At 62.5% G+C, this 19,762-nt stretch carries 22 protein-coding genes; 12 read left to right on the top strand and 10 right to left on the bottom strand.

Annotated elements, in window-relative coordinates; all coding sequences use genetic code 11:
* Positions 1–3: 3 nt before the first annotated feature.
* Entirely contained in the window at positions 4–1,104 is a 1,101-nt protein-coding gene (locus BM269_RS12835) for a carbohydrate kinase (RefSeq protein ID WP_090437402.1), read from the bottom strand.
* 221 nt (positions 1,105–1,325) lie between these two features.
* Between BM269_RS12835 and xapA the strand changes: the two genes are divergently transcribed.
* The 7 genes from xapA to BM269_RS12800 all read left to right on the top strand — a co-directional run bounded on the left by xapA (position 1,326) and on the right by BM269_RS12800 (position 9,988).
* Positions 1,326–2,165: a xanthosine phosphorylase gene (gene xapA / locus BM269_RS12830; RefSeq protein WP_090437401.1), complete on the top strand. Its 840-nt coding sequence runs from the start codon at positions 1,326–1,328 to the stop codon at positions 2,163–2,165.
* A 113-nt stretch (positions 2,166–2,278) separates the two neighbouring features.
* Complete coding sequence (locus tag BM269_RS12825) at positions 2,279–3,472, top strand: phosphopentomutase (RefSeq protein ID WP_090437400.1); 1,194 nt, start codon at positions 2,279–2,281, stop codon at positions 3,470–3,472.
* Positions 3,469–4,431: a deoxyribose-phosphate aldolase gene (deoC, locus tag BM269_RS12820; RefSeq protein WP_090437399.1), complete on the top strand. Its 963-nt coding sequence runs from the start codon at positions 3,469–3,471 to the stop codon at positions 4,429–4,431. Before BM269_RS12825 ends, deoC begins: the two co-directional genes overlap by 4 nt.
* 12 nt (positions 4,432–4,443) lie before the next feature.
* A complete protein-coding gene (locus tag BM269_RS12815) occupies positions 4,444–6,831 on the top strand; it encodes an aldehyde dehydrogenase family protein (protein ID WP_373994389.1) in 2,388 nt (795 codons plus the stop codon).
* Between the two features lie 93 nt (positions 6,832–6,924).
* Positions 6,925–8,247, top strand: coding sequence for a thymidine phosphorylase (deoA, locus tag BM269_RS12810; RefSeq protein WP_090437515.1), 1,323 nt, complete (start codon positions 6,925–6,927; stop codon positions 8,245–8,247).
* A 115-nt stretch (positions 8,248–8,362) separates the two neighbouring features.
* Entirely contained in the window at positions 8,363–8,767 is a 405-nt protein-coding gene (locus tag BM269_RS12805; RefSeq protein WP_090437397.1) for a cytidine deaminase, read from the top strand.
* A gap of 6 nt (positions 8,768–8,773) precedes the next feature.
* Positions 8,774–9,988, top strand: a complete 1,215-nt coding sequence (locus tag BM269_RS12800; RefSeq protein ID WP_090437396.1) for a nucleoside deaminase — start codon at positions 8,774–8,776, stop codon at positions 9,986–9,988.
* Positions 9,989–9,992: 4 nt separating this feature from the next.
* Here BM269_RS12800 and BM269_RS12795 read toward each other — a convergent pair whose 3' ends face one another.
* The 7 genes from BM269_RS12795 to BM269_RS12765 form a co-directional block, all read right to left on the bottom strand.
* Positions 9,993–10,373, bottom strand: coding sequence for a YybH family protein (locus tag BM269_RS12795; protein ID WP_090437395.1), 381 nt, complete (start codon positions 10,371–10,373; stop codon positions 9,993–9,995).
* On the bottom strand, positions 10,374–10,772 hold the full coding sequence (locus tag BM269_RS12790; protein WP_090437394.1) for a VOC family protein: 399 nt from the start codon (positions 10,770–10,772) through the stop codon (positions 10,374–10,376). It lies immediately after the preceding gene.
* Positions 10,772–11,197 carry a VOC family protein gene (locus BM269_RS12785; RefSeq protein ID WP_090437393.1) on the bottom strand — a complete coding sequence of 142 codons (426 nt, stop codon included), beginning with the start codon at positions 11,195–11,197 and terminating at the stop codon, positions 10,772–10,774. The genes BM269_RS12790 and BM269_RS12785 overlap by 1 nt, the downstream gene beginning before the upstream one ends.
* A 78-nt stretch (positions 11,198–11,275) precedes the next feature.
* Entirely contained in the window at positions 11,276–12,061 is a 786-nt protein-coding gene (locus BM269_RS12780) for a LytR/AlgR family response regulator transcription factor (protein WP_090437392.1), read from the bottom strand.
* A 3-nt stretch (positions 12,062–12,064) separates the two neighbouring features.
* Positions 12,065–12,961 (bottom strand): sensor histidine kinase, encoded by an 897-nt coding sequence (locus BM269_RS12775; protein ID WP_090437391.1) that lies wholly within the window; start codon positions 12,959–12,961, stop codon positions 12,065–12,067.
* Positions 12,954–13,196, bottom strand: coding sequence for a hypothetical protein (locus tag BM269_RS12770; protein ID WP_139232726.1), 243 nt, complete (start codon positions 13,194–13,196; stop codon positions 12,954–12,956). The genes BM269_RS12775 and BM269_RS12770 overlap by 8 nt, the downstream gene beginning before the upstream one ends.
* Before the next feature lie 113 nt (positions 13,197–13,309).
* On the bottom strand, positions 13,310–13,861 hold the full coding sequence (locus tag BM269_RS12765) for a GNAT family N-acetyltransferase (protein WP_090437389.1): 552 nt from the start codon (positions 13,859–13,861) through the stop codon (positions 13,310–13,312).
* Positions 13,862–13,962: 101 nt separating this feature from the next.
* Between BM269_RS12765 and BM269_RS12760 the strand changes: the two genes are divergently transcribed.
* From BM269_RS12760 to BM269_RS12740, 5 genes are all read left to right on the top strand, one after another.
* On the top strand, positions 13,963–14,565 hold the full coding sequence (locus BM269_RS12760; RefSeq protein WP_090437388.1) for a hypothetical protein: 603 nt from the start codon (positions 13,963–13,965) through the stop codon (positions 14,563–14,565).
* Positions 14,566–14,610: 45 nt separating this feature from the next.
* Positions 14,611–14,982, top strand: a complete 372-nt coding sequence (locus tag BM269_RS12755; RefSeq protein WP_090437387.1) for a VOC family protein — start codon at positions 14,611–14,613, stop codon at positions 14,980–14,982.
* Complete coding sequence (locus BM269_RS12750; protein ID WP_090437386.1) at positions 14,982–15,419, top strand: nuclear transport factor 2 family protein; 438 nt, start codon at positions 14,982–14,984, stop codon at positions 15,417–15,419. The genes BM269_RS12755 and BM269_RS12750 overlap by 1 nt, the downstream gene beginning before the upstream one ends.
* A gap of 3 nt (positions 15,420–15,422) precedes the next feature.
* A complete protein-coding gene (locus BM269_RS12745) occupies positions 15,423–16,367 on the top strand; it encodes a sensor domain-containing diguanylate cyclase (RefSeq protein WP_090437385.1) in 945 nt (314 codons plus the stop codon).
* An 82-nt stretch (positions 16,368–16,449) separates the two neighbouring features.
* On the top strand, positions 16,450–17,529 hold the full coding sequence (locus BM269_RS12740) for a hypothetical protein (RefSeq protein ID WP_090437384.1): 1,080 nt from the start codon (positions 16,450–16,452) through the stop codon (positions 17,527–17,529).
* Here BM269_RS12740 and BM269_RS12735 read toward each other — a convergent pair.
* Positions 17,526–18,182, bottom strand: coding sequence for a TetR/AcrR family transcriptional regulator (locus BM269_RS12735; protein ID WP_090437383.1), 657 nt, complete (start codon positions 18,180–18,182; stop codon positions 17,526–17,528). The genes BM269_RS12740 and BM269_RS12735 overlap by 4 nt on opposite strands.
* Positions 18,169–19,623 carry an aminotransferase-like domain-containing protein gene (locus BM269_RS12730; RefSeq protein WP_090437382.1) on the bottom strand — a complete coding sequence of 485 codons (1,455 nt, stop codon included), beginning with the start codon at positions 19,621–19,623 and terminating at the stop codon, positions 18,169–18,171. Before BM269_RS12730 ends, BM269_RS12735 begins: the two co-directional genes overlap by 14 nt.
* Positions 19,624–19,762: the final 139 nt, after the last annotated feature.

Below are 19,762 nucleotides of genomic sequence, written 5' to 3'. Positions count from 1 at the left end.
TTTTTACTCCTCTGTATGCGCGGTGGCGAGCAGGTCTGCGTTCAGCTCGGGCGACACGGTGTGTGGGCTGGCCAGCGTGATGGAGGCGGCTTTCAGTCCGCGCTGGCAGGCCAGGGTCAGTTGTTCGGGTTCTTGCAACAGCGACCAGCAGACGGCGGCCGAGAAGGCATCGCCGGCGCCGGTAACGTCGACTACCCGGGCGTCGTGCGCCGGCAGCCAGTGCAGGGCCTGACCAAGGGTGTGGTAGACGCCGCTGGCGCCGCACGTGACGATGATGTCGCGCGCGCCGTCGGCTTGCAGCTCGTGGCACGCTGCCTGCACGTCGGCTTCGGTTGGCAGCGCGCGGCCGGCGCGGGTTTCCAGTTCGCCGCGGTTCAGGATCAGCAGCGACAAGCCATTCAGGTCTTTCGGCAGGCGCGCCATCTTTGGCTGCGACACCGCGACCACCACCAGCGGTACGCCGGAAACGCGGGCATCGGCCAGCAGCATGGCCACGGAGTCGATCGGCAGGTTCAGGTCCGCCACCACCATGCCGGCGGCATTGCGCTGCGGCTGCCGGCTGGCGACCCAGCCCGGGGTAAGTTGGTCGAAGATGGCCATGTCGGCCAGTGCGACCACCATTTCGCCGGAAGCATCCAGCACCGCGGTGTAGGTGCCGCTGCCGATGCCGTTGACCTGCAGGCTGCCTTCCATGCCGATGCCGAATGCTTCGGCCTGGGCGCGCAGGGCGCGACCGGAGGAGTCGTCGCCAAGGGCGGTCAATAGGGAGCAGGGCAGGCCGAGCTGGGCCAGATTGGCCGCGATATTCCGTGCCACGCCACCGAAACTTTCTTCAGCGCAAGCTGGATTGGAGGTGGCCATTTGCAGCGGGGCATGCGGGCGCAGTTTGCGGTCGAGGCAGGCGGCGCCGATGCACAGCACCGTGCGCTCATTGCGCAACACATAGGCGCGGCCCAGCAGTTTGCGCTCGCGGATCAGGCTGGCAATGTGACCGGCCACGGCAGAGCGCGACAGGGCGAGCTGCTCCGCCAGCTCTTGCTGGGAGATAAAGGGATTGGCCCGAATCAGCTCGTACAGCTGTTCCTTGCGGGAGAGATCGGTCACGAAAAGCTCGCTATAAACATTTGTTTGCGATGCTAAACATTTGTCCGTTGCATGTCAAACGGAAGGCGCTCCTATAATAAACCCATATTTATAGCGCTTGCGTATAAATAGCAAAGAAAAATGGTATTTGCCATACATATAGACGATGATGCATAGTGTCGTGGTACGTTCAAGGGCCTGTTCTGGCCAGCTCACCTAAAGATATAAAAACGAGGAACTCCATGTCTTCCAATACCCCATTCCAGGCCGCCGCCATCATCCGTGCCCGCATGCCGGCCAATTTCCAGCCACGCGTGGCAATGATCCTGGGCTCCGGCCTGGGCGTGCTGGCCGAACAGATGACCGATGCAGTGTCGATTTCCTTCGACGAACTGCCAGGTTTCCCGATCTCCACCGTGCATGGCCACGCCGGCCAGCTGGTGCTGGGCACGCTTGCCGGCGTGCAGGTTGTCTGCCTGAAGGGCCGCGGCCACTTCTATGAAGGCTACGGACCGGCGGTGATGACTTCCGCCGTGCGCACCATCAAGCTGCTGGGTTGCGAGATGCTGTTCGTGACCAATGCGGCAGGTTCGCTGCGTCCCGAAGTGGATGCCGGTTCGCTGGTGGCGCTGAATGACCACATCAACTTCCTGCCTGGCACCCCGATGGTTGGCCCGAACGACGAACGTTTCGGTCCGCGCTTCTTCTCGATGGCGAATGCTTACGATGCGGACCTGCGCAAGCTGCTGCAATCGACCGCTGCGGACAAGTCGATCACCCTGCATGAAGGCGTGTACATCGCTTACCCGGGCCCGAACTTCGAAACCCCTGCGGAAATCCGCGCGTTCAAGACGCTGGGTGCGGATGTAGTCGGTATGTCGGTGGTGCCGGAAGTGGTGTCGGCACGTCACTGCGGCTTGAAGGTGGTTGGCGTTTCCGTGATCACCAACCTGGCTGAAGGCCTGTCGCCGTTCCCGCTGTCGCACGAGCAGACGCTGAAGTACGCGGCTGTTGGCGCGGAATCGCTGATCAAGCTGATCCTGGCGTTCCTGGAGAAAGTGGCCAAGGCTCCAAAGGCTTAAAACCGGTAAACCTGGGTCAGACCCAAGGGTCAGACCCGACCGGTCGCCGTCGCGTAGCGGGTCTGACCCTTGGGTCAGACCCAGATTTTCGGGTTTGAATTGAGAGGCACCCCATGTCCCGCGCATTTATCCTGTTGTTAGACTCCTTCGGCCTCGGCGCAACGCCGGACGCCCACAAATATGGCGACCAGGCCTACAACACCTTCGGCCACATCGCCAAATGGGCGGCCAACGAAGGCAAGCCGATGTCCCTGCCAACCATGGAAGGCCTCGGCCTGGCCGCCGCCGCGCATACCGCATCCGGCCAGTGGGCTGCCGGCTTTGAAAAGCGCGACGGTTTCACCGGCGCTTACGGCGCAGCGCGCGAGCAATCCACCGGCAAGGACACCCAGTCCGGCCATTGGGAAATCGCCGGCGTGCCGGTGCTGTTCGACTGGGGCTACTTCCCGAAAGAAGTGCCGTCCTTCCCAAAAGAACTGACCGACAAGCTGCAGGAACTGACCGGCGTGCCCGGCTTCCTGGGCAACTGCCACGCGTCGGGCACCACCATCATCAATGAACTGGGCGACGAGCACGTCGCGACCGGCAAGCCTATCCTGTACACCTCCGCCGACTCCGTGCTGCAGATCGCATGCCACGAAGAGCTCTTCGGCCTGGAACGCCTGTACGATATGTGCGAGAAAGCCTACGAACTGGTCAAACCGTACAACATCGGCCGCATCATCGCCCGCCCATTCGTCGGCGCCAACGGCGACTACAAGCGCACCGCCAACCGTCACGACTACGCCGTGCCGCCAAGCGCGCCAACCCTGCTGGACCACGTGAAGAACGAGGGCGGCGAGGTGATCGCACTGGGCAAGATCAGCGATATCTACGCCGCGCAAGGCGTGAGCCGCGTGCTGAAAGGCCCGGACAATATGGCGCTGTTCGACAAGCTGTTGGAAGCCCAGCGCGAAGCCGGCGACAAGTCGCTGACCTTCGTCAACTTCGTCGACTTCGACATGCACTTCGGCCACCGCCGCGACGTTGCCGGCTACTCGAACGCGCTGCATGAAATGGACGCGCGCCTGCCGGAATTCATCGCCAACCTGAAGGATGGCGACTTGTGCGTGATCACCGCCGACCACGGCTGCGACCCGACCGCACCAGGTTCCGACCACACCCGCGAACATATTCCTGTGCTGTTCTTCGGCCCTGGCGTCAAGCCGCAGTCGCTCGGCATCTCGGAAACTTTCTCCGACATCGGCCAGACCATCGCGCATCACCTGGGCGTGAAACCTCTTTCCAACGGAACCAACCTGCTATGACTATGACCCCTGACTTCAAGCGCAACGAGGCGATTGGCCTCGACCTGGGCTGGCTGAATCACATCCATGTGAACAAGTCCGCCGCGGACCGCCGCGCCGCATCGCTGGCGAACCGCCGCACGGTGAAGAAAGAGTACCAGGCTGCCTGGCTGGTGAAGGCGATCGAACTGATCGACCTGACCACCCTGGCCGGCGACGACACCCCGGGCCGCGTTGAGCGCCTGTGCATGAAAGCCATGCGCCCGTTGCGCCAGGACCTGGTGGAAGCGCTCGGCCTGCAGGAACGCAAGCTGATGACCGGCGCCGTCTGCGTGTACCACGAGATGATCCAGCACGCCGACGCGGTGCTGAAAGGCCGCCTGCCTATCGCTGCGGTGTCGACCGGCTTCCCTGCCGGCCTGACCAGCATGGAAACCAAGGTGCGCGAAGTTGAATTGTCCGTCGCGGCAGGCGCGCAAGAGATCGACATCGTGATCACCCGCCAGCACGTCCTGACCGGCAACTGGCAAGCGCTGTACGATGAAATGCTGGCCTACCGCAAGGCTTGCGGCGAAGCGCACGTGAAGGCCATCCTGGCTACCGGCGACCTGGTGACGCTGGAAAACGTGGCGAAGGCATCGTGGGTCTGCATGATGGCAGGCGCCGACTTTATCAAGACCTCGACCGGCAAGGAAGGCGTCAACGCCACCATCCCGGTATCGCTGGTGATGGTGCGTGCGATCCGCGAATACTACGAGCGCACCGGCTTCAAGGTGGGCTACAAGCCGGCAGGCGGCGTCGGCAGCGCCAAGACCGCGCTGCAATACATGACCGTGATGAAGGAAGAACTGGGCAACGAGTGGCTGGAGCCGCACCTGTTCCGTATCGGCGCATCGAGCCTGCTGACCGACATCGAGCGCCAGCTGGAGCACCATGTGACCGGCGCCTACTCCGCCGCCCATCGCCACGCGCAACCATAAGAAGACATTGCCATGCCAACTATTAACGAGATCCTCAACACCATGGACTACGGCCCTGCACCAGAAAGCCAGAAAGAAGCGCAAGCGTGGCTGGAGCAGCGCTCCCGCAAGTTCGGCCTGTTTATCGACAACCAGTGGACCGAGCCGGGCGAAACCTTCGCCTGCTTCAACCCTGCCGATGGCTCGCAACTGGCTGAACTGACCCAGGCAACCGCTGTCGACGTGGCACGCGCTGTCACCGCGGCGCGCAAGGCGCTGCCGGGCTGGCAGGCGCTGGGCGGCCATGGCCGCGCCAAGATCATGTACGCCATCGCACGCCTGATGCAAAAGCATGCGCGCCTGTTCGCCGTGCTGGAAACCCTGGACAACGGCAAGACCATCCGCGAAACCCGAGATGCCGACCTGCCGCTGGTGGCGCGCCATTTCTATTACCACGCCGGCTGGGCGCAACTGCTGGACGAAGAATTCCCGGGCCACCGTGCCGTGGGCGTGGTCGGCCAGATCGTGCCTTGGAATTTTCCGCTGCTGATGCTGGCATGGAAGATCGCTCCTGCGCTGGCAGCTGGCAACACCATCGTCTTCAAGCCGGCTGAATTCACGCCGCTGACCGCGATGCTGTTCGCCGATATCTGCCTGCAAGCGGGCGTGCCTGCCGGTGTCGTGAACATCGTGACCGGCGACGGCCGCACCGGCGAAGCCATCGTCGGCCACCAGGGCATCGACAAGCTGGCCTTCACCGGCTCCACCGAAGTTGGCCGCATCATCCGCGAAGCCACCGCCGGCACCGGCAAGAAGCTGTCGCTGGAACTGGGCGGCAAGTCGCCGTTCATCGTCTTCGAAGACGCGGATCTGGACGCTGCGGTCGAGGGCCTGGTCGATTCGATCTGGTTCAACCAGGGCCAGGTTTGCTGCGCCGGTTCCCGCCTGCTGGTGCAGGAATCCGTGCAAGAGCGTTTCCTGAAGAAGCTGAAAGCGCGCATGGACAACCTGCGCCTGGGTTCCCCGCTGGACAAGTCGATGGACATCGGCGCCCTGGTCGATCCGATCCAGCGCCAACGTATCGCCGGCCTGGTGGACTCCGCCCGCGCCGAAGGCTGCGAGGTGTACCAGCCGGCCGGCTGCGAACTGCCGGCCACCGGCTCGTGGTTCCCGCCAACCCTGATTACCGGCGCGTCGACTTCCGCCGCCGTGGCGCAGGCTGAGATTTTCGGCCCGGTGCTGGTGGCGATGAGCTTCCGTACTCCAGCCGAAGCGGTGCAACTGGCTAACAACACTGTCTACGGCCTGGCTTCCTGCGTCTGGACCGAGAACATCTCGCTGGCGCTGGACATGGCGCCGCAGATCAAGGCCGGCGTGGTGTGGATCAACACCGCCAACCAGTTCGACGCCGCCTGCGGCTTCGGCGGCTACAAGGAATCGGGCTATGGCCGTGAGGGCGGCCGCGAAGGCATGTTCGAGTACCTGGTGCCTGTGTCGGAAGATGCACGCCCGGCCGCGCCATCGTTCAAGAAGCCTGCCAAGCCGGATACCGAGCACGTTGCGTCGACCGATCCGTTCGCAGTCGACCGTACCGCCAAGCTGTACATCGGCGGCAAGCAGGCACGCCCTGACGGCGCCTACTCGCGCGCCATCCACGGCGCCGACGGAAAGTTCCTGGGCGAAGTGGGCGAGGGCAACCGCAAGGACATCCGCAACGCGGTTGAAGCAGCGCACAAGGCGACCGGCTGGACCAAGGCGACCGCGCACAACCGCGCGCAAGTGCTGTACTACATCGCCGAGAACCTGGCTGCCCGCGGCGCCGAATTCGCGGAGCGTATCGCCGCGCAGACCGGCACCAAGAACGCGGAGAAGGAAGTGCAAGCTTCCATCGAACGCCTGTTCTACTGGGCGGCGTGGGCTGACAAATACGACGGCCTGGCACACCAGCCGCCGATGCACGGCATCACCGTTGCGCTGAACGAAGCAATCGGCGTGATCGGCGTTGTCTGCCCGAACGAGAACCCGCTGCTGGGCTTCATCTCGCTGGTGGCTCCCGCTATCGCCGTGGGCAACCGCGTGGTAGCCGTGCCTTCGGAAGCGTACCCGCTGTCGGCGACCGATTTGTACCAGGTGTTCGATACCTCCGACCTGCCGGGCGGCGTAGTGAACATCGTTACCGGTTCGGCGGACGAACTGGCGCGCACCCTGGCTTCGCACGCCGATGTTGACGCCGTATGGCGCCACGACGGTTCCGCCGCAGGTTGCGCGGAAGTCGAGAAGCTGTCGGCCGGTTCGCTGAAGCGCACCTGGACCGGCGGCGCCAAGGGCCGCGACTGGTTCTCCACCGCGCAGGCAGGCGGGCGCGTAGTGCTGGCGCATGCCTCGCAAGTGAAAAACATCTGGATTCCTTACGGCGTTTAAACCGCTAGTGCGGTGTCTGACCCGCAGGGTCGGACACCAGGTTTGCGGCACCCCGTATCAGGTTTGGAAGTAAAAAAGAAAGAGATCAAAAAAATGTTCCTCCCCCAGGAAATCATCCGTAAAAAACGCGACGGCGGTGTGCTGAGCAAAGAAGAAATCCAATTCTTTGTCAAAGGCATTACCGACAACAGCGTCAGCGAAGGCCAGATCGCCGCGCTGGCGATGGCAGTATTCTTCAACGACATGACCATGGACGAACGCGTAGCGTTCACCCTGGCCATGCGCGATTCCGGCGAAGTGCTCGATTGGAAATCGCTGAACCTGCCAGGTCCGGTCATGGACAAGCACTCCACCGGCGGCGTGGGCGACGTGGTGTCCCTGATGCTCGGCCCGATGATCGCTGCCTGCGGCGGTTTCGTGCCGATGATCTCCGGCCGCGGCCTGGGCCACACCGGCGGTACGCTGGACAAGTTCGATTCCATCCCTGGCTACTCCACCGTTCCGACCAACGACAAGTTCCGTGAAGTCGTGAAGAACGTCGGCGTCGCCATCATCGGCCAGACCGCCTCGCTGGCTCCGTCGGACAAGCGTTTCTATTCGATCCGCGACGTCACTGCGACCGTTGAATCGGTGGCGATGATCACCGGCTCGATCCTGTCGAAGAAGCTGGCCGCCGGCCTGGACGTATTGGCAATGGATGTGAAAGCCGGCTCCGGCGCCTTCATGCCAACCTACGAGAAATCGGTGGAACTGGCCGAATCCATCGTCAAGGTGGGCAATGGTGCTGGCACGCTGACTTCGGCCCTGCTGACCGATATGAACGAATCGCTGTCGCCATGGGCCGGCAATGCGCTGGAAGTACGCGGCGCGATCGACTACCTGACCGGCAAGTTCCGTCCTGCCCGCCTGCATGAAGTCACCATGTCGCTGTGCGCCGAGATGCTGGTGCTGGGCAAGCTGGCCGCCAACGAAGCCGATGCACGCGCCAAGCTGCAGCACGCCCTCGACTCCGGCGAGGCTGCCGAGCGCTTCTCGCGCATGGTGGCTGCGCTGGGCGGTCCGGCCGACCTGGTGGAGAATATGGACAAGCACCTGGAGAAGGCGCCGATCGTGGTGCAGGTCCCGGCGCCGCGCGCAGGCTACGCCGCTTCGACCGTGTGCCGTGATATCGGCCTGGCCGTGGTCTCGCTGGGCGGCGGCCGTCGCCGTCCGACCGATGCGATCGACTTCGCTGTCGGCTTGACCGACCTGGTGGAACTGGGCCAGCCGCTGCAAGCCGGCCAGCCAATGGCCACGGTGCATGCTCGTACTCAAGCCGCAGCCGAGCAGGCGGTGCGCGAAGTGCAGGCGGCTTACACGATTGCCGATGCTGCGCCTGCGGCGAATCCGATCGTTTATCGCACCATTCGTCCATAAACCGGTAAACCAGGGTACGACCCAAGGGTCGGACCCGCCATTTCCGGAGTCAGCGGTTTCAGCACACGCGGGTCTGACCCTTGGGTCAGACCCAGGTTTACCGGTTTGGAGTCATATGAACAACCAAAAACTGATCGAAGAGGCCAAGGCAGCGCGCCTGAAAGCCTACACGCCATATTCCAACTTCAAAGTCGGTGCTGCACTGCTGGCGAAGGACGGCAAAGTTTTCCACGGCTGTAACGTGGAAAACGCCAGCTACGGCCTGTGCAACTGCGCCGAGCGCACCGCCTTCTTCAGCGCAGTCGCGCAAGGCTACCAGCCGGGCGATTTCGACAAGCTGGCTGTGGTCGGCGAAACGGACAAGCCGATCGCTCCATGCGGCGCTTGCCGCCAGGTCACGCTCGAACTGGGCGGCAACCAGCTGCCGGTCGTGCTGGCCAACCTGAAAGGCGACGTCCGCGAAACCACCGCAGCCGAACTGCTCCCTGAAGCCTTCGGCGGCTGGGATTTGAAGAAGTAAACAAGCGTGAAGAAGGCCATCGACGTTCAAACAGCTGTCGCCATCGCGGCGTCTGAAGCCATTGCGGCAAAGACCCAAGGCACCTTCGGCGTCGGCGGCGTGATGCTGGACGCCAGCGGCACCGTGCTGAAAGCGCTGCATAACAACGTCATCAAGCATGGCCTGATCTACGACCCGACCGCGCACAGTGAACGCCAGTTGATTGACTGGTACTTCGCCGAACGCGCCAAAGGCAACGAGCTGCCGCCGCCCGAGGAAATCACGATCGTGACTTCGCTCGACCCGTGCTGCATGTGCACGGGCGCCATCCTGGCGGCGGGCTTCAACGTCGTCGTTGCGGCGCCGGACAGCAAGGCCGGCATCAACTACAACGGTTCCGCCTTTTATCCATCGCTGCCGGTGGCATTGCGCCCGCAGGCCGAGCGCACTTTCTCCTATCCGGCCGTGCTGGGCACTTCCTCGTATGCACGGCGCGGGGCAGGGGCCTCGCCCAAGCCGTTCTTCATCGGCAAGACCATCGCCGAGCCTACGCAAGCCTTATGCTCGCTGGTGTTCGAGGCCACGTCGGCCAACGTGATGGACCTGTTTAATATCGACCCGCCGCAAGCGGAGTTGAAAGACCCGGCCACGTTGGCGGAAGACCATTTCATCGTGCGCGCCCTGAAGCGCGCCTTCCCCGATGCCTTGACTTACCGCTGCGAGCCGCGCACGCCGGACGTGGGGCTGGCGCCCTACTTGCAGCAAGCGATGGCGCGCGACAAGGCGCAAGGCGGCAAGGGCGATGCAGTGGCGCTGCTGGACTCCTTCGGCAACCTGCTGCTGTGCTGCCATGGCCGCCTGCAGGCTTCCACCATCCGCAGCGCCTTCATGGAGTGCACGCGCGCCTACGCACAACTGCGCTACAAGCTGATGGAAGGCGCCGATGCCGCGACCCAGGCAGAGGTGCGCCATTACCTGGGACACCCGAAAGACGGCACTTTTGTGTTTGCAGTCGGCCCGGATGAAAGTGCCTTGAGCTTCATGGCGCTCGGCGCGTATGGATCGACGATGGAAGGCGCACTGCCGCACAACAACCCGGCCCAGTTCCAGTATGTGCGGCCATCGATGCCGGAACAGGCGCTGCACGAATTGTGCAGCCACCTACCTCCGCTATACCGCAGCCTGATCAAGATCCGCCCGACCCAGGTGGCAGATGCCGCGCTAGTCGCGGCTATCAACTGAGCAGTCAAGCAAGCAGGTTCGCGTCGCGCGCCAGCTGCCATGTACCGGCAGCATTCTTGCGATACACCGACAGCACATTGCCTTCCTTGCGCATGATTTCGCCGCCGGCCAGCGGCGTGATCGCCACGCGCAGCTGCGTGGTGCAATAAGCCAGGTTGCCGCTGACTTCCACCTGCTGCACCTCGGCATGCGATTCGACGCGGTGCGAGGCCAGCACAGCGCGCACGCCTTTCTCGAAGGCCGCACGGCCGCGCATGATGGGCTGGCCGGGAACGTAGAACTCCACGTCTTCCGTCATCAAGGGCAGGATGCGGTCGACTTCCGCAGCGAGGGTGGCGCGCGTCCATTCCGCGACCAGGTCGCGGATTGCCTGTTCATCGCTCAATCAGGCCCCCTCGAAAGATGCGCCGGCATCGTTCTGCATCATGCCGAAAATATTGCCGTCCGGGTCCTTGGCGTAGGCCAGCCAGCCGACGCCGGGCACGGGCATCCGCGGCACTGCGACGGTGCCTTTCAATTCCTTCAGCAGGGCAATGGATTGGTCGAGGTCTTCCACATCGATGGTGCAGACGAAGGCGTTGACCGATGTTCCTTCGTCCGGGCGTGGCCCGCGGCGCGGCAGCAAGCCGCCATTGATGCCGGGCGCACCGACCTCGCCGGTGCCGACCAGCCAGTATTCGCCGCCTTCCCATTTGGAAAAGCTCCAGTCGAACATCTTGCCGTAGAAATCGATCAGGGCTTGTGGCTCGCTGGCCTGGATCTCAAAGTGAACTGTGCGTCCCATCAGTGCTCCCAAGGGTCATAAGTGCCTATGCTCCACACATGCCCTTCGGGATCGCGACAGGTAAAGCCACGGCCGCCGTAATCTTCGTCCTGCAAGGGCATCTCGATTGGCGCCCCGGCTTGCACGCAGCGCGCGTGCACTTCGTCGGCGTCGTTGACGATGAGGTAGGCGGTCTGGGTGACAACCATCCCGAGCTGGGCTGGCTGCTTCAGTAAACGGCCATAGTCGGTGTCAAAGATGGAGCTTAGCATGACCATGCCGTTACCGTAAGAAAGCTGGGCATGGGCAATGGTGCCGTCTTCGTTGGGGACCACAAGCGTGGCCTTGAAGCCCAACGTTTTACACAACCAGTCGATAGCGGCGGGCGCGTCGCGGTAACGCAGGCAAGGCAGGATGGTCGCGCGCGTGGCCTTTGGAATCGTCATCGTTCTCTCCCGGTAATCGCAGCATGGTCAGGTCAATATAGACTAGCACCGTACAGGGGGCAAGCGAGCGCGGGCAGCCTACATTTGCTGGAATAAATGGGTGTTGCCGCGGCTGACTTCGAGTTCTTCCGGGGAGTTGCGCACGCGGACCATCTGGCGGCCGCGCAGGTCGCGCGTCACCTCGGCAATCGCATCGACGCGCACCAGGGTGGAGCGATGGATGCGCCAGAATTCGTTCGGGTCCAGCTCATCTTCCAGTTCCTTCAAGGTCTTGCGGATCAGGAACTCGCCTTGTGCCGTTTGCACCCGCGTATATTTTTCATCGGCGCGGAAGAACAACACTTCCTTGGTGGAGATCATGCGCAAGCTGTTGCCGACCTGGGCCTGGATCCAGTGCAGGTATTCGGGCTGCGGCGCGCCGGTACCGGCCGGGCTGCGTCCGGTCTGCTGCAAGAGTTGGCTGAGCTGGCGTTCGATATTGTTGGGCGTTTTGCCGAGGCGCGCCTGCAGGCGCTCGCAGGCGGTTTTCAGGCGCTCCAGGTTGACGGGTTTGAGCAGGTAATCGAGCGCGCCCTGTTCGAATGCCTCAATCGCGTATTGGTCGTAGGCAGTGATGAAGACGATGTGGCAACGGTTGAACAGCATGCGCGCCGCTTCGATGCCGGTCAGGCCGGGCATGCGGATATCAAGGAACACGATGTCGGGCTGGTGTTGGCCGGCCAGTGCGATCGCCTCGATGCCGTTGGCCGCTTCGGCCACGATGTCCAGTTCGGGCCAGGCTTCGTGCAGGCGCTTGCGCAACATGTCGCGCATCGGTTCTTCATCGTCGGCGATGATGGCGGTGGCTTTGGGCTGGTTGCTCATGACTCAGGGCTTTGCAAAGATATCTGGTGCAAACGGAATGCAGATCGTGGCGCGGCAGCCGCCGTCGACCGGCTGTTCAATCAGCAATTGGGCGCGGATGCCGTACATCAGCTTCAAGCGCTCGCGTACATTGTTCAGGCCGACGCCGTCACCGGCATAGGCGTTGAAGCCGACGCCATCATCCTGCACGTCGACTTGCAGCACGCTGCCGTTGACGCTGGCGCGGATGTCGATGCGGCCGCCTTCCACTTTCGGCTCCAGGCCGTGCTTGATCGAATTCTCGATCAGGATCTGCAGCATCATCGGCGGGAAGGTCGCGCTTTCCAGTTCTGGCGGGACGTCGATCGATACCGACAGGCGGGACTTCATGCGCGCCTGCATGATGGCCAGATAGGAATGCGCCATCTGCATCTGGCGCCCCAGCGTGCCGTTGCCGCGCGAGCGCATCTGGGGCAGGGTGGCGCGCAGGTACTCGATCAGGTGGGTGTGGATCTTGGCCGCTTCCGGCGGGTCGGTCTCGATCAACTGGCCGATCAGGGCCAGGGTGTTGAACAGGAAGTGCGGTTCGACCTGCGCCTGCAGGGCCGACATCTGGGCTTCCACCAGGCGGCGCTCCAGGCTTTCATTGCCGGCTTGGGCAGCCGACTTGCGCGCTTCGATTTCCGCCTTGCGCTTGCCGCCGGCGAGGATCTTCAGGCCGGCCGAGCCGATGATGAAGAATGCAACTTGTTTCGGATGCAGCACGGGCGTCAGGCCGAGCAGGAAGGCGAGCATCCACGTGACGACCAGCTGGCGCAAGGGCACCTGGGCCAGCCAGTCGAAGAAGTCCCACCATAGGCTGCTGGCTGTCTCGCCGATCTCTCCAACGAAGGAGAGCACGCTGCGCGTCCGGTTACCCATGCTGTTTCTTGTCTCCGAAGACGTTGATGGCCAGTTTGGCGATCAGCACGGCGATGAACAGGGTGATCACCAGCGGCAGGATGGTCAGGAACAGGGCGATCACAATGCACATGCCGACGATGGCAGGCCAGGACATATGGTCCAGCGTGCGGACGAAGTGGCGGCCGATGCCGACAAAGGCTTGCCACACTTCTTTCACGGTTTCCTTGGCGCTCTTGTTAATCGTTTTCATCATTTCCTCCTTGCGTTTCGATGATGCAACTGTACCGCTCCAGCCGGCAACAGGGGAGGGGCATCCGACGAACTGCGCTGCGGGGCGGATGACCTGCCATGTGGCGCGATGGACGGCTAGCGTGCCGCCAGCCAATCCGAGTGCAGCAGGCCGAAAAAGTCCGTGTCGCAGATCTCGCCATTGACGATCCAGCGTTCGCGCATATGGCCCTCATGCGCGAAATGCAAGCTCTTCAGCAGCTTGGCCGAAGCGGTATTGCGCGGATCGATGTCGGCCTCGATGCGGTGCAAGTGCAGCACGCGGAAAGCATGGTCGATCAGGGCGGTCATGGCTTCCTGCATATAGCCGTTGCCCCAGAACGCGCGGTCCAGCATATAGCCGATGTCGCAGCGGCGGTTCTGTTGGCTGAAGCTGTACAGGTTGATAACACCGGCCAGTGCGCCGTCAACTTCGACGCCCATGCGCAGCAGGCCGCCGCTTTCATAGCCCTCCTGGGCGGCGGCGACATAGGCTTCGGCCTGCTGCATGCTGTCCCAGGGCGCGCTGCTCCAATAGCGCATGGCATCCGGGTTGGAATACATGCGATACAGCGCAGGCACATCGGCTGCGGACAGGAAGCGCAGTTGCAGGCGCTTGGAGTTCAGGGTGAATGGCGCGAATGCTGGCATGGAGTGCTGACTCTAGGGAATTTTTGCATTTTAACAAGAAAGAACAGTAAAATCAGTCTTGGTTTTTTGATATTATTTATTCATCCATCAATGGAGCAGTTATGCGTATTTTGCTGGCCAGTGCCCTGGTTTTATCCCTATTCGCCCCGGTCGCGCAAGCCCAGATGTCGAGCGGGAATGGCGGAGCGGCGTTCAACGGCATGGATCGGGCCAATGATCCGACCAGGGAAATGATGGTGCGCTTTATCGATGCCAGCCGCATGACGCTGGCGGGCAACCAGCAATTGCTGAGCGCCCTGGGCCAGTCGCAGGAAGCGGCGGCGATGGGCGAGCGCGCCGGCCAATTGTCCGAAGCGATGTCGCGCCGTGCTGTTGAGGAAACCCTGGAGGCGCAGTTGCGCGGCATGACGTCGGCCAGCAAGGCGCTTGCCGCCGGTGGCCAGGTGCCAGCCGCACAGCTTGAACAGGGCCTGGCCTCGCTGGCCCAGGCGGTTGCGCAATACGAGCAGTTGCTGAAAGACTTGCCGGAAGCCAAGGCAGCGATGAATACCGTGCGCAAGATCAGCAAGGTCGATACGCCAACCTTCTTCATGCTGCGTAGCCTGTCGGGCAGCACCGCCAGCCTGAAACAGGAGATTCGCGCTGTGGCGCAGGCGTGCCAGCAAGCAGGCGTCAAAGTCCCCGAGGCCTTGCTGGCAATGTGAGCCAATGTTAGATTGGCATGGTCCAAGCGATCGGAGGAGTTCGGTATGCAACTCGGCGTGTTTTCCCTTAGCCTGAACGTCAAAGATATCCGTGCTTCGCGCGAGTTTTACGCGAAGTTCGGCTTCCAGGACTTTGGCGGCAACATCGAGCAGAATTGGCTCATCATGAAGAACGGCGAACAGGTGATCGGCCTGTTCCAGGGCATGATCGAGAAGAACACCCTGACCTTCAATCCCGGCTGGGACAGCAATGCCCAGCTCGTGCCGGGCTACACCGATGTGCGCCAGCTGCAATACCGGCTTGAAGAAAACGGCGTGGTGCTGGCCGCACGCGCCGACGAATCGACTAGCGGCCCGGCCTATATCATCGCCGTTGACCCCGACGGCAATCCTATCCTGATTGACCAGCATATCTGATGAAGATCCGTATAACGATGATTGCAGTCGCACTGGCGCTGGGCGCGGTGAGTGCGTTCGCCGTGTCGCCGTCCGAGGAACTTGCGCGCCAGGCCGACGCCTGGGACAAGGCCATTGTCCGCAAGGACCGCGCCGCCATTGCGGAAAACATGGCGGAAGAGTTCCGCCAGATCAGCGCGCGCGGCGACGTGGCCGGCAAGGCTGCCTTCCTCGACGCGATCATGTCGCCCAAGCTGGTCATCAATCCCTATGGCGTGGAAGACATGGATATACGCTTCTACGGCGAGGACGTTGCGCTGGTGAGCGGCCGTACACGCATGACCGGCAGTTACGACGGCAAGGCATTCGGCAGCTATTACCGCTATATCGACGTCTACGTGCGCAAGGAAGGGAAGTGGCGCGTAGCAAGCGTGCAAATCACACCGGTACAGGAGTAATTCATGAGCGACCGGCTGGATCTTCCCCAATCGAAGCTGGTCGCCATTGTCGATGCCCAGCTTGAACTGGCGCGGCTTGGACCGGCCTTCGGCGCCCTGATGGACCTGGCCGCGGCAAAGGCCGTGCAGTTGACCGGCGCGGATGGTGCCGTGATCGAACTGGTGGAAGGCAGCGAAGTGGTCTACCGCGCGGCACATGGCCTGGCGGAAGCGCAGCTTGGCCTGCGCATGCAGATCAAAGGCAGTTTGTCGGGACTCGTGCTGACTTCGCGCCAGGCCGCCACCTGCACCGATTCCGACATCGACGAACGCGTGAACCGCGAAGCCTGCCGCCGCGTGGGCTTGCGTTCGATGGCGATCCTGCCGTTGCTGTTTGGCGAACAGGCGGGCGGCGTGCTGAAACTGGCATGGCGCGAACCGCGTCCTTTCGATGAAGATGAAGTGACGGTTGGGCAGGCGATTGCCGACATGACTGCCGCGCTGATGTTCCATGCTTCGCAAGAAGGCGCGCAAGTCTTGCAGCGCAAGGTGACGCAAGACCCTGCAACCGGGCTGCCCAACCGATCATCGTTCTACGAACAATTGCGGGTTCGCGTGGACGATGCGATAGCGCGCAGTGGCCACGTCGGCGTGATGGTGGCGCGCGTGCGGCCACAGCAGCGCGAAGTGATGGTGGAAATAGCGCGGCGGCTTGCCAGGGAATGCCGCGAGGGCGATGTGCTGGCACGCTTGGGCGTCGATGAATTCGGGGTGATCCTGAGCGTGGCCGCGCGGCGCTCCATCGTGGAAAGCCAGGTGCTGCGCTTCAAGCAGGCTGCTACAAGAGAGCCGCTCCTGCTGCCGGAGGGGGCGAAAGTCGACCTGGCGTTGCGCTTTGGCGGCGCGCTGTATCCCGAAGATGGCAGGGCCATCTCCGAGCTGTTGGCGATGGCACGGGCGGCGGATTGAATATCGCGTTCGATTGCGTATGAAGTTGCATGGATGGAATGTTCTGCTAATATTGCCAAAATTTTATTACCCAAGGATAGAAATGAGGCAAAGTGCATTCCGCCAGGCGGCCATCGTCGCGGCATTTTTCGGCGCCACGGCACCTGCATTGGCGCAGGATTGCTTGAGCAATTTCCAGGTCGGCAAAAACAAGGCCGGCGGCGCCTCATACAGCGCGCTGGCCCAATTGCCCGGCAATAATGTAGGCCAGGCCTTCCAACTTTCGCAGCAAGTGGTTGGCCAGGAGGGGTGGAAGGTCTACCAGACCGTTCCGGAGCAGAACGCTGGCTTTGCGCGCAATTCCCAGGTTACTGCCAGCGGAAAGACCGGAGAGCTGACCTTTTCCACTGCGGCGACCGACAACGGCATGGTGTTCGCCATCGTGTACGACAATCCGGCCGGCGTGAATTCGCCGGAACGCGCGGTCAAGGACCACTTCTGCAAGATTGCGGAGTCCCTGCGCAAGCAGATTGCGGCAGCTCCGATGGCACCGGCGGCAAAGAGCGCAGGCGGCCAGGTCGCTGGTTCGAGCGCCGCCATCGTTCAATCCGGTTCCGAGCGCAAAGTTTGCCTGGCCAAGGCATGCCTGGGCATGACGGTGGAGGAAGTGGCAAAGCTCGACGTGCAATTGCCCGCCGGCGTTCCCAAATTCGAGTACGGTCCCAAAGTGGTGTCGGGTAACAGCTACGGGATTGCCCCGAATGGCAGCCGCGTCGAATTCTCCAATATCGGCACGTTCGACGCCAAGACGCTGGCAGGCTTTGGCAAAGGCGTCGACCGTATTTGCCGCTTCCACAGCGCTACTGTATTGATGAAGGCCAGCGACGGGCAGCGCATCACGATTTCGTTCCGTCCCGAGTTCAGGGATGGCAAAGCCATCCTGGCGGTGAATGACATCACGCGCTATTTGCCCCCGAATATGAGCGAGAGCGAGTTGCAGCGTTTCGCCGATGCCGCGCGCGGCCAATACGGCGACCTGCTGAACCGCACTTGGGAAACGCTGAACAAGGTCACCACCGTGCAACTGGACCACAGCAAGCTTCGCCTGGTTTCGCCATATACCGAACTGTCCGGAAAAATGCTGGAACAGCCTGGCTGCTCGGCCAAAGTCAGCCTGGACTAAACGGAGCCGCCATCGGCCCGGCGCGCGGCCGGAACCAATGAGGCGATCACCAGCCTGGTGATGGTCTCTTCGGCGTCGGCGAAATCGGTGCCGGTCAGTTGGCCGGCACCAAGCACCAGTTGCATCTGCGCGGCGAAGTCGGCGTAGGACTGCGTCATGGCCCAGATGGCAAACAGCAGGTGGGTGGCATTGACGGGCGCGATGCGGCCTTCGGCAATCCAGCGCTGGAACACTTCGATATCCTTGCGCACCAGCGGTACCACGCGCGCGCGAATCTGCTCGCCGTATAGTGGCGCGCCGCTGATCACTTCCATGGCGTAGACACGCGATCCCCAGGGGTGTTCGCGCGAAAAATCCAGCTTGGCCTTGATGTAAGCGCGCAGCACTTCGGCCGGCTCGCCGTCCGGTTCCGCGATATTGGCCATGCGCGCCAGCCATTCATCCAGCACGTCGTCCAGCACACGCTGGTAGAGCGCCTGCTTGGTGGGGAAGTAGTACATCAGGTTCTGCTTCGACAGGCCGACGTTCTCCGCGATGCTGGAGACGGAGGCGCCTTCGTAGCCCGACTCCGCGAACACGCGCACGGCTTCGGCGGCGATATCCGCTTCCAGCCGGTCGCGGTTGATCACGCGGCGCAATTTAGCTGATGCCATATTCCCTCCTCATGGACTGCAGGAAATTCCGCAGTTGTGGGCTGTCCGAATAAGCGACGTTGAAGCGGAACCAGATCGATGCCGGCAGCCGCAACTGGAAAAACTCGCCTGGTGCGAGCAGGATGCCGGCCTTTAACGCCTGGTCGGCAAGCAGCTTGCCGTTGCATTCCGGCGACGGTGCCTGTTGCCAGCCGGCGCTGACGAACATGCCGCCGCGCGGCTTGGCGATCGGCGCCATGCCGGCCAGTGCAAGCAGGTCGATGGTGCGCTCGCGGCCTTCGGCCAATTGCGACACCAGCTTTTCCACCATGCGCTTGTAGGGCCGCGCGGTAATGGCGTGGTAGGCGGCGCGCTCGTTCACTTCCGATGTGGTAAGGCCGGCCAGCATCTTCACGCGGACCAGTTCCGGCAGCAGCGAAGCGGAGGCACAGATCGATCCGACGCGCAGCACCGGCGACAGTGTCTTGGAAAAGCTGCCGACGCGGATCACGCGCCGCAGGCCATCCATCGCAGCCAGCGAGGCTTCGCCGCGCGCGGTGAGCTCGCGGTAGATGTCGTCTTCCACCAGCCAGAAATCGAATTGTTCGGCAAAGCCCAGCAGGCGGTGGGCCTGGGCCTGCGTCAGGCTGGTGCCGAGCGGGTTTTGCAGCACGGTGTTGACGAACATGAGCTTGGGCTGGCTCTCGCATGCCTGGGCCGCGAGGAAATCCATGTCCAGGCCATGCTCGTCGCGTGGAATGCCGATGGCATGGCAGCCGTGGTGGCGGATCAGCGACAGCAGATTGCTGTACACCGGGTCTTCCACCAGGACGGTGTCGCCCGGCTTGGTCAGGGTGCGCAGGATCAGGTCGAAGGCGTGGGTGGCGCCGTGCGTGAGCAGAACCTGCTCCGCTTCGACGGCGAACAATTCGTCGCTCAAGGTGGACGCCATGTATTGCCGCAGGCCGGGGAAACCGAGCGGATGGCCGTAGCCGCGCAGTCGGTTGGCGGGGATGCGCATGGCATGGCGCACGGCGTCAAGGATGGTGTCTTCGCCATACCACTCGGGCGGCAGCCAGCCGGCGCCGACCGGTAGCGCTTCGGAGGCGCCGGAATACAGTTCGGGCGTCAGGGCGTCGACGGCGGCGGGCGTGGCGAACATGGCGGCCGGCGGCAGCAGGGCGGGAACGTCGTGACGAGCAACAAAATAGCCTGAACCGCGGCGTGACGACAACAGTCCGAGGGTGACCAGGCGGTCGTAAGCCTCCACAACTGTAAAGGTGCTGATGCCATTACACTTCGCGAATTGCCTGACTGAGGGCATCTTTGTGCCCACGCGCAGCTCGCGGCTGGCCACCATGGCGCTGATGGCATCGACGATCTGTTCAACCAGGCTGCCCTTCTTCGCGCGCTCGATGGAAAGCACGGGCCATGCGGAGTTGGGAGTTGCGCTGTCGTCCATTCGGGCCTCTAGAACTGTACTGTTTTTACTACCTGTACGGTTGGAACGTTTCCGCGTATGTGTATATGTGCCATAGTTAACTTGCTGTCTATTATTGCATCATGATTTTGCCAACTGGTAAAGTTTTTTGAGCATCGTA

Origin of the sequence: Duganella sp. CF458, assembly GCF_900113115.1 — a bacterium.
In the GTDB taxonomy this organism is placed as follows: domain Bacteria; phylum Pseudomonadota; class Gammaproteobacteria; order Burkholderiales; family Burkholderiaceae_D; genus Rugamonas.
This window is presented reverse-complemented; position numbering and strand designations above follow the sequence as displayed.

Excerpts from the sequence above, each read along its gene's own strand:
- xapA (WP_090437401.1), top strand. The coding sequence starts at position 1,326 with ATGTCTTCCAATACCCCATTCCAGGCCGCCGCCATCATCCGTGCCCGC.
- BM269_RS12825 (WP_090437400.1), top strand. The coding sequence starts at position 2,279 with ATGTCCCGCGCATTTATCCTGTTGTTAGACTCCTTCGGCCTCGGCGCA.
- deoC (WP_090437399.1), top strand. The coding sequence starts at position 3,469 with ATGACTATGACCCCTGACTTCAAGCGCAACGAGGCGATTGGCCTCGAC.
- BM269_RS12815 (WP_373994389.1), top strand. The coding sequence starts at position 4,444 with ATGCCAACTATTAACGAGATCCTCAACACCATGGACTACGGCCCTGCA.
- deoA (WP_090437515.1), top strand. The coding sequence starts at position 6,925 with ATGTTCCTCCCCCAGGAAATCATCCGTAAAAAACGCGACGGCGGTGTG.
- BM269_RS12805 (WP_090437397.1), top strand. The coding sequence starts at position 8,363 with ATGAACAACCAAAAACTGATCGAAGAGGCCAAGGCAGCGCGCCTGAAA.
- BM269_RS12790 (WP_090437394.1), bottom strand. The coding sequence starts at position 10,772 with ATGGGACGCACAGTTCACTTTGAGATCCAGGCCAGCGAGCCACAAGCC.
- BM269_RS12785 (WP_090437393.1), bottom strand. The coding sequence starts at position 11,197 with ATGACGATTCCAAAGGCCACGCGCGCGACCATCCTGCCTTGCCTGCGT.
- BM269_RS12780 (WP_090437392.1), bottom strand. The coding sequence starts at position 12,061 with ATGAGCAACCAGCCCAAAGCCACCGCCATCATCGCCGACGATGAAGAA.
- BM269_RS12775 (WP_090437391.1), bottom strand. The coding sequence starts at position 12,961 with ATGGGTAACCGGACGCGCAGCGTGCTCTCCTTCGTTGGAGAGATCGGC.
- BM269_RS12770 (WP_139232726.1), bottom strand. The coding sequence starts at position 13,196 with ATGATGAAAACGATTAACAAGAGCGCCAAGGAAACCGTGAAAGAAGTG.
- BM269_RS12765 (WP_090437389.1), bottom strand. The coding sequence starts at position 13,861 with ATGCCAGCATTCGCGCCATTCACCCTGAACTCCAAGCGCCTGCAACTG.
- BM269_RS12760 (WP_090437388.1), top strand. The coding sequence starts at position 13,963 with ATGCGTATTTTGCTGGCCAGTGCCCTGGTTTTATCCCTATTCGCCCCG.
- BM269_RS12755 (WP_090437387.1), top strand. The coding sequence starts at position 14,611 with ATGCAACTCGGCGTGTTTTCCCTTAGCCTGAACGTCAAAGATATCCGT.
- BM269_RS12750 (WP_090437386.1), top strand. The coding sequence starts at position 14,982 with ATGAAGATCCGTATAACGATGATTGCAGTCGCACTGGCGCTGGGCGCG.
- BM269_RS12745 (WP_090437385.1), top strand. The coding sequence starts at position 15,423 with ATGAGCGACCGGCTGGATCTTCCCCAATCGAAGCTGGTCGCCATTGTC.
- BM269_RS12740 (WP_090437384.1), top strand. The coding sequence starts at position 16,450 with ATGAGGCAAAGTGCATTCCGCCAGGCGGCCATCGTCGCGGCATTTTTC.
- BM269_RS12735 (WP_090437383.1), bottom strand. The coding sequence starts at position 18,182 with ATGGCATCAGCTAAATTGCGCCGCGTGATCAACCGCGACCGGCTGGAA.
- BM269_RS12730 (WP_090437382.1), bottom strand. The coding sequence starts at position 19,623 with ATGGACGACAGCGCAACTCCCAACTCCGCATGGCCCGTGCTTTCCATC.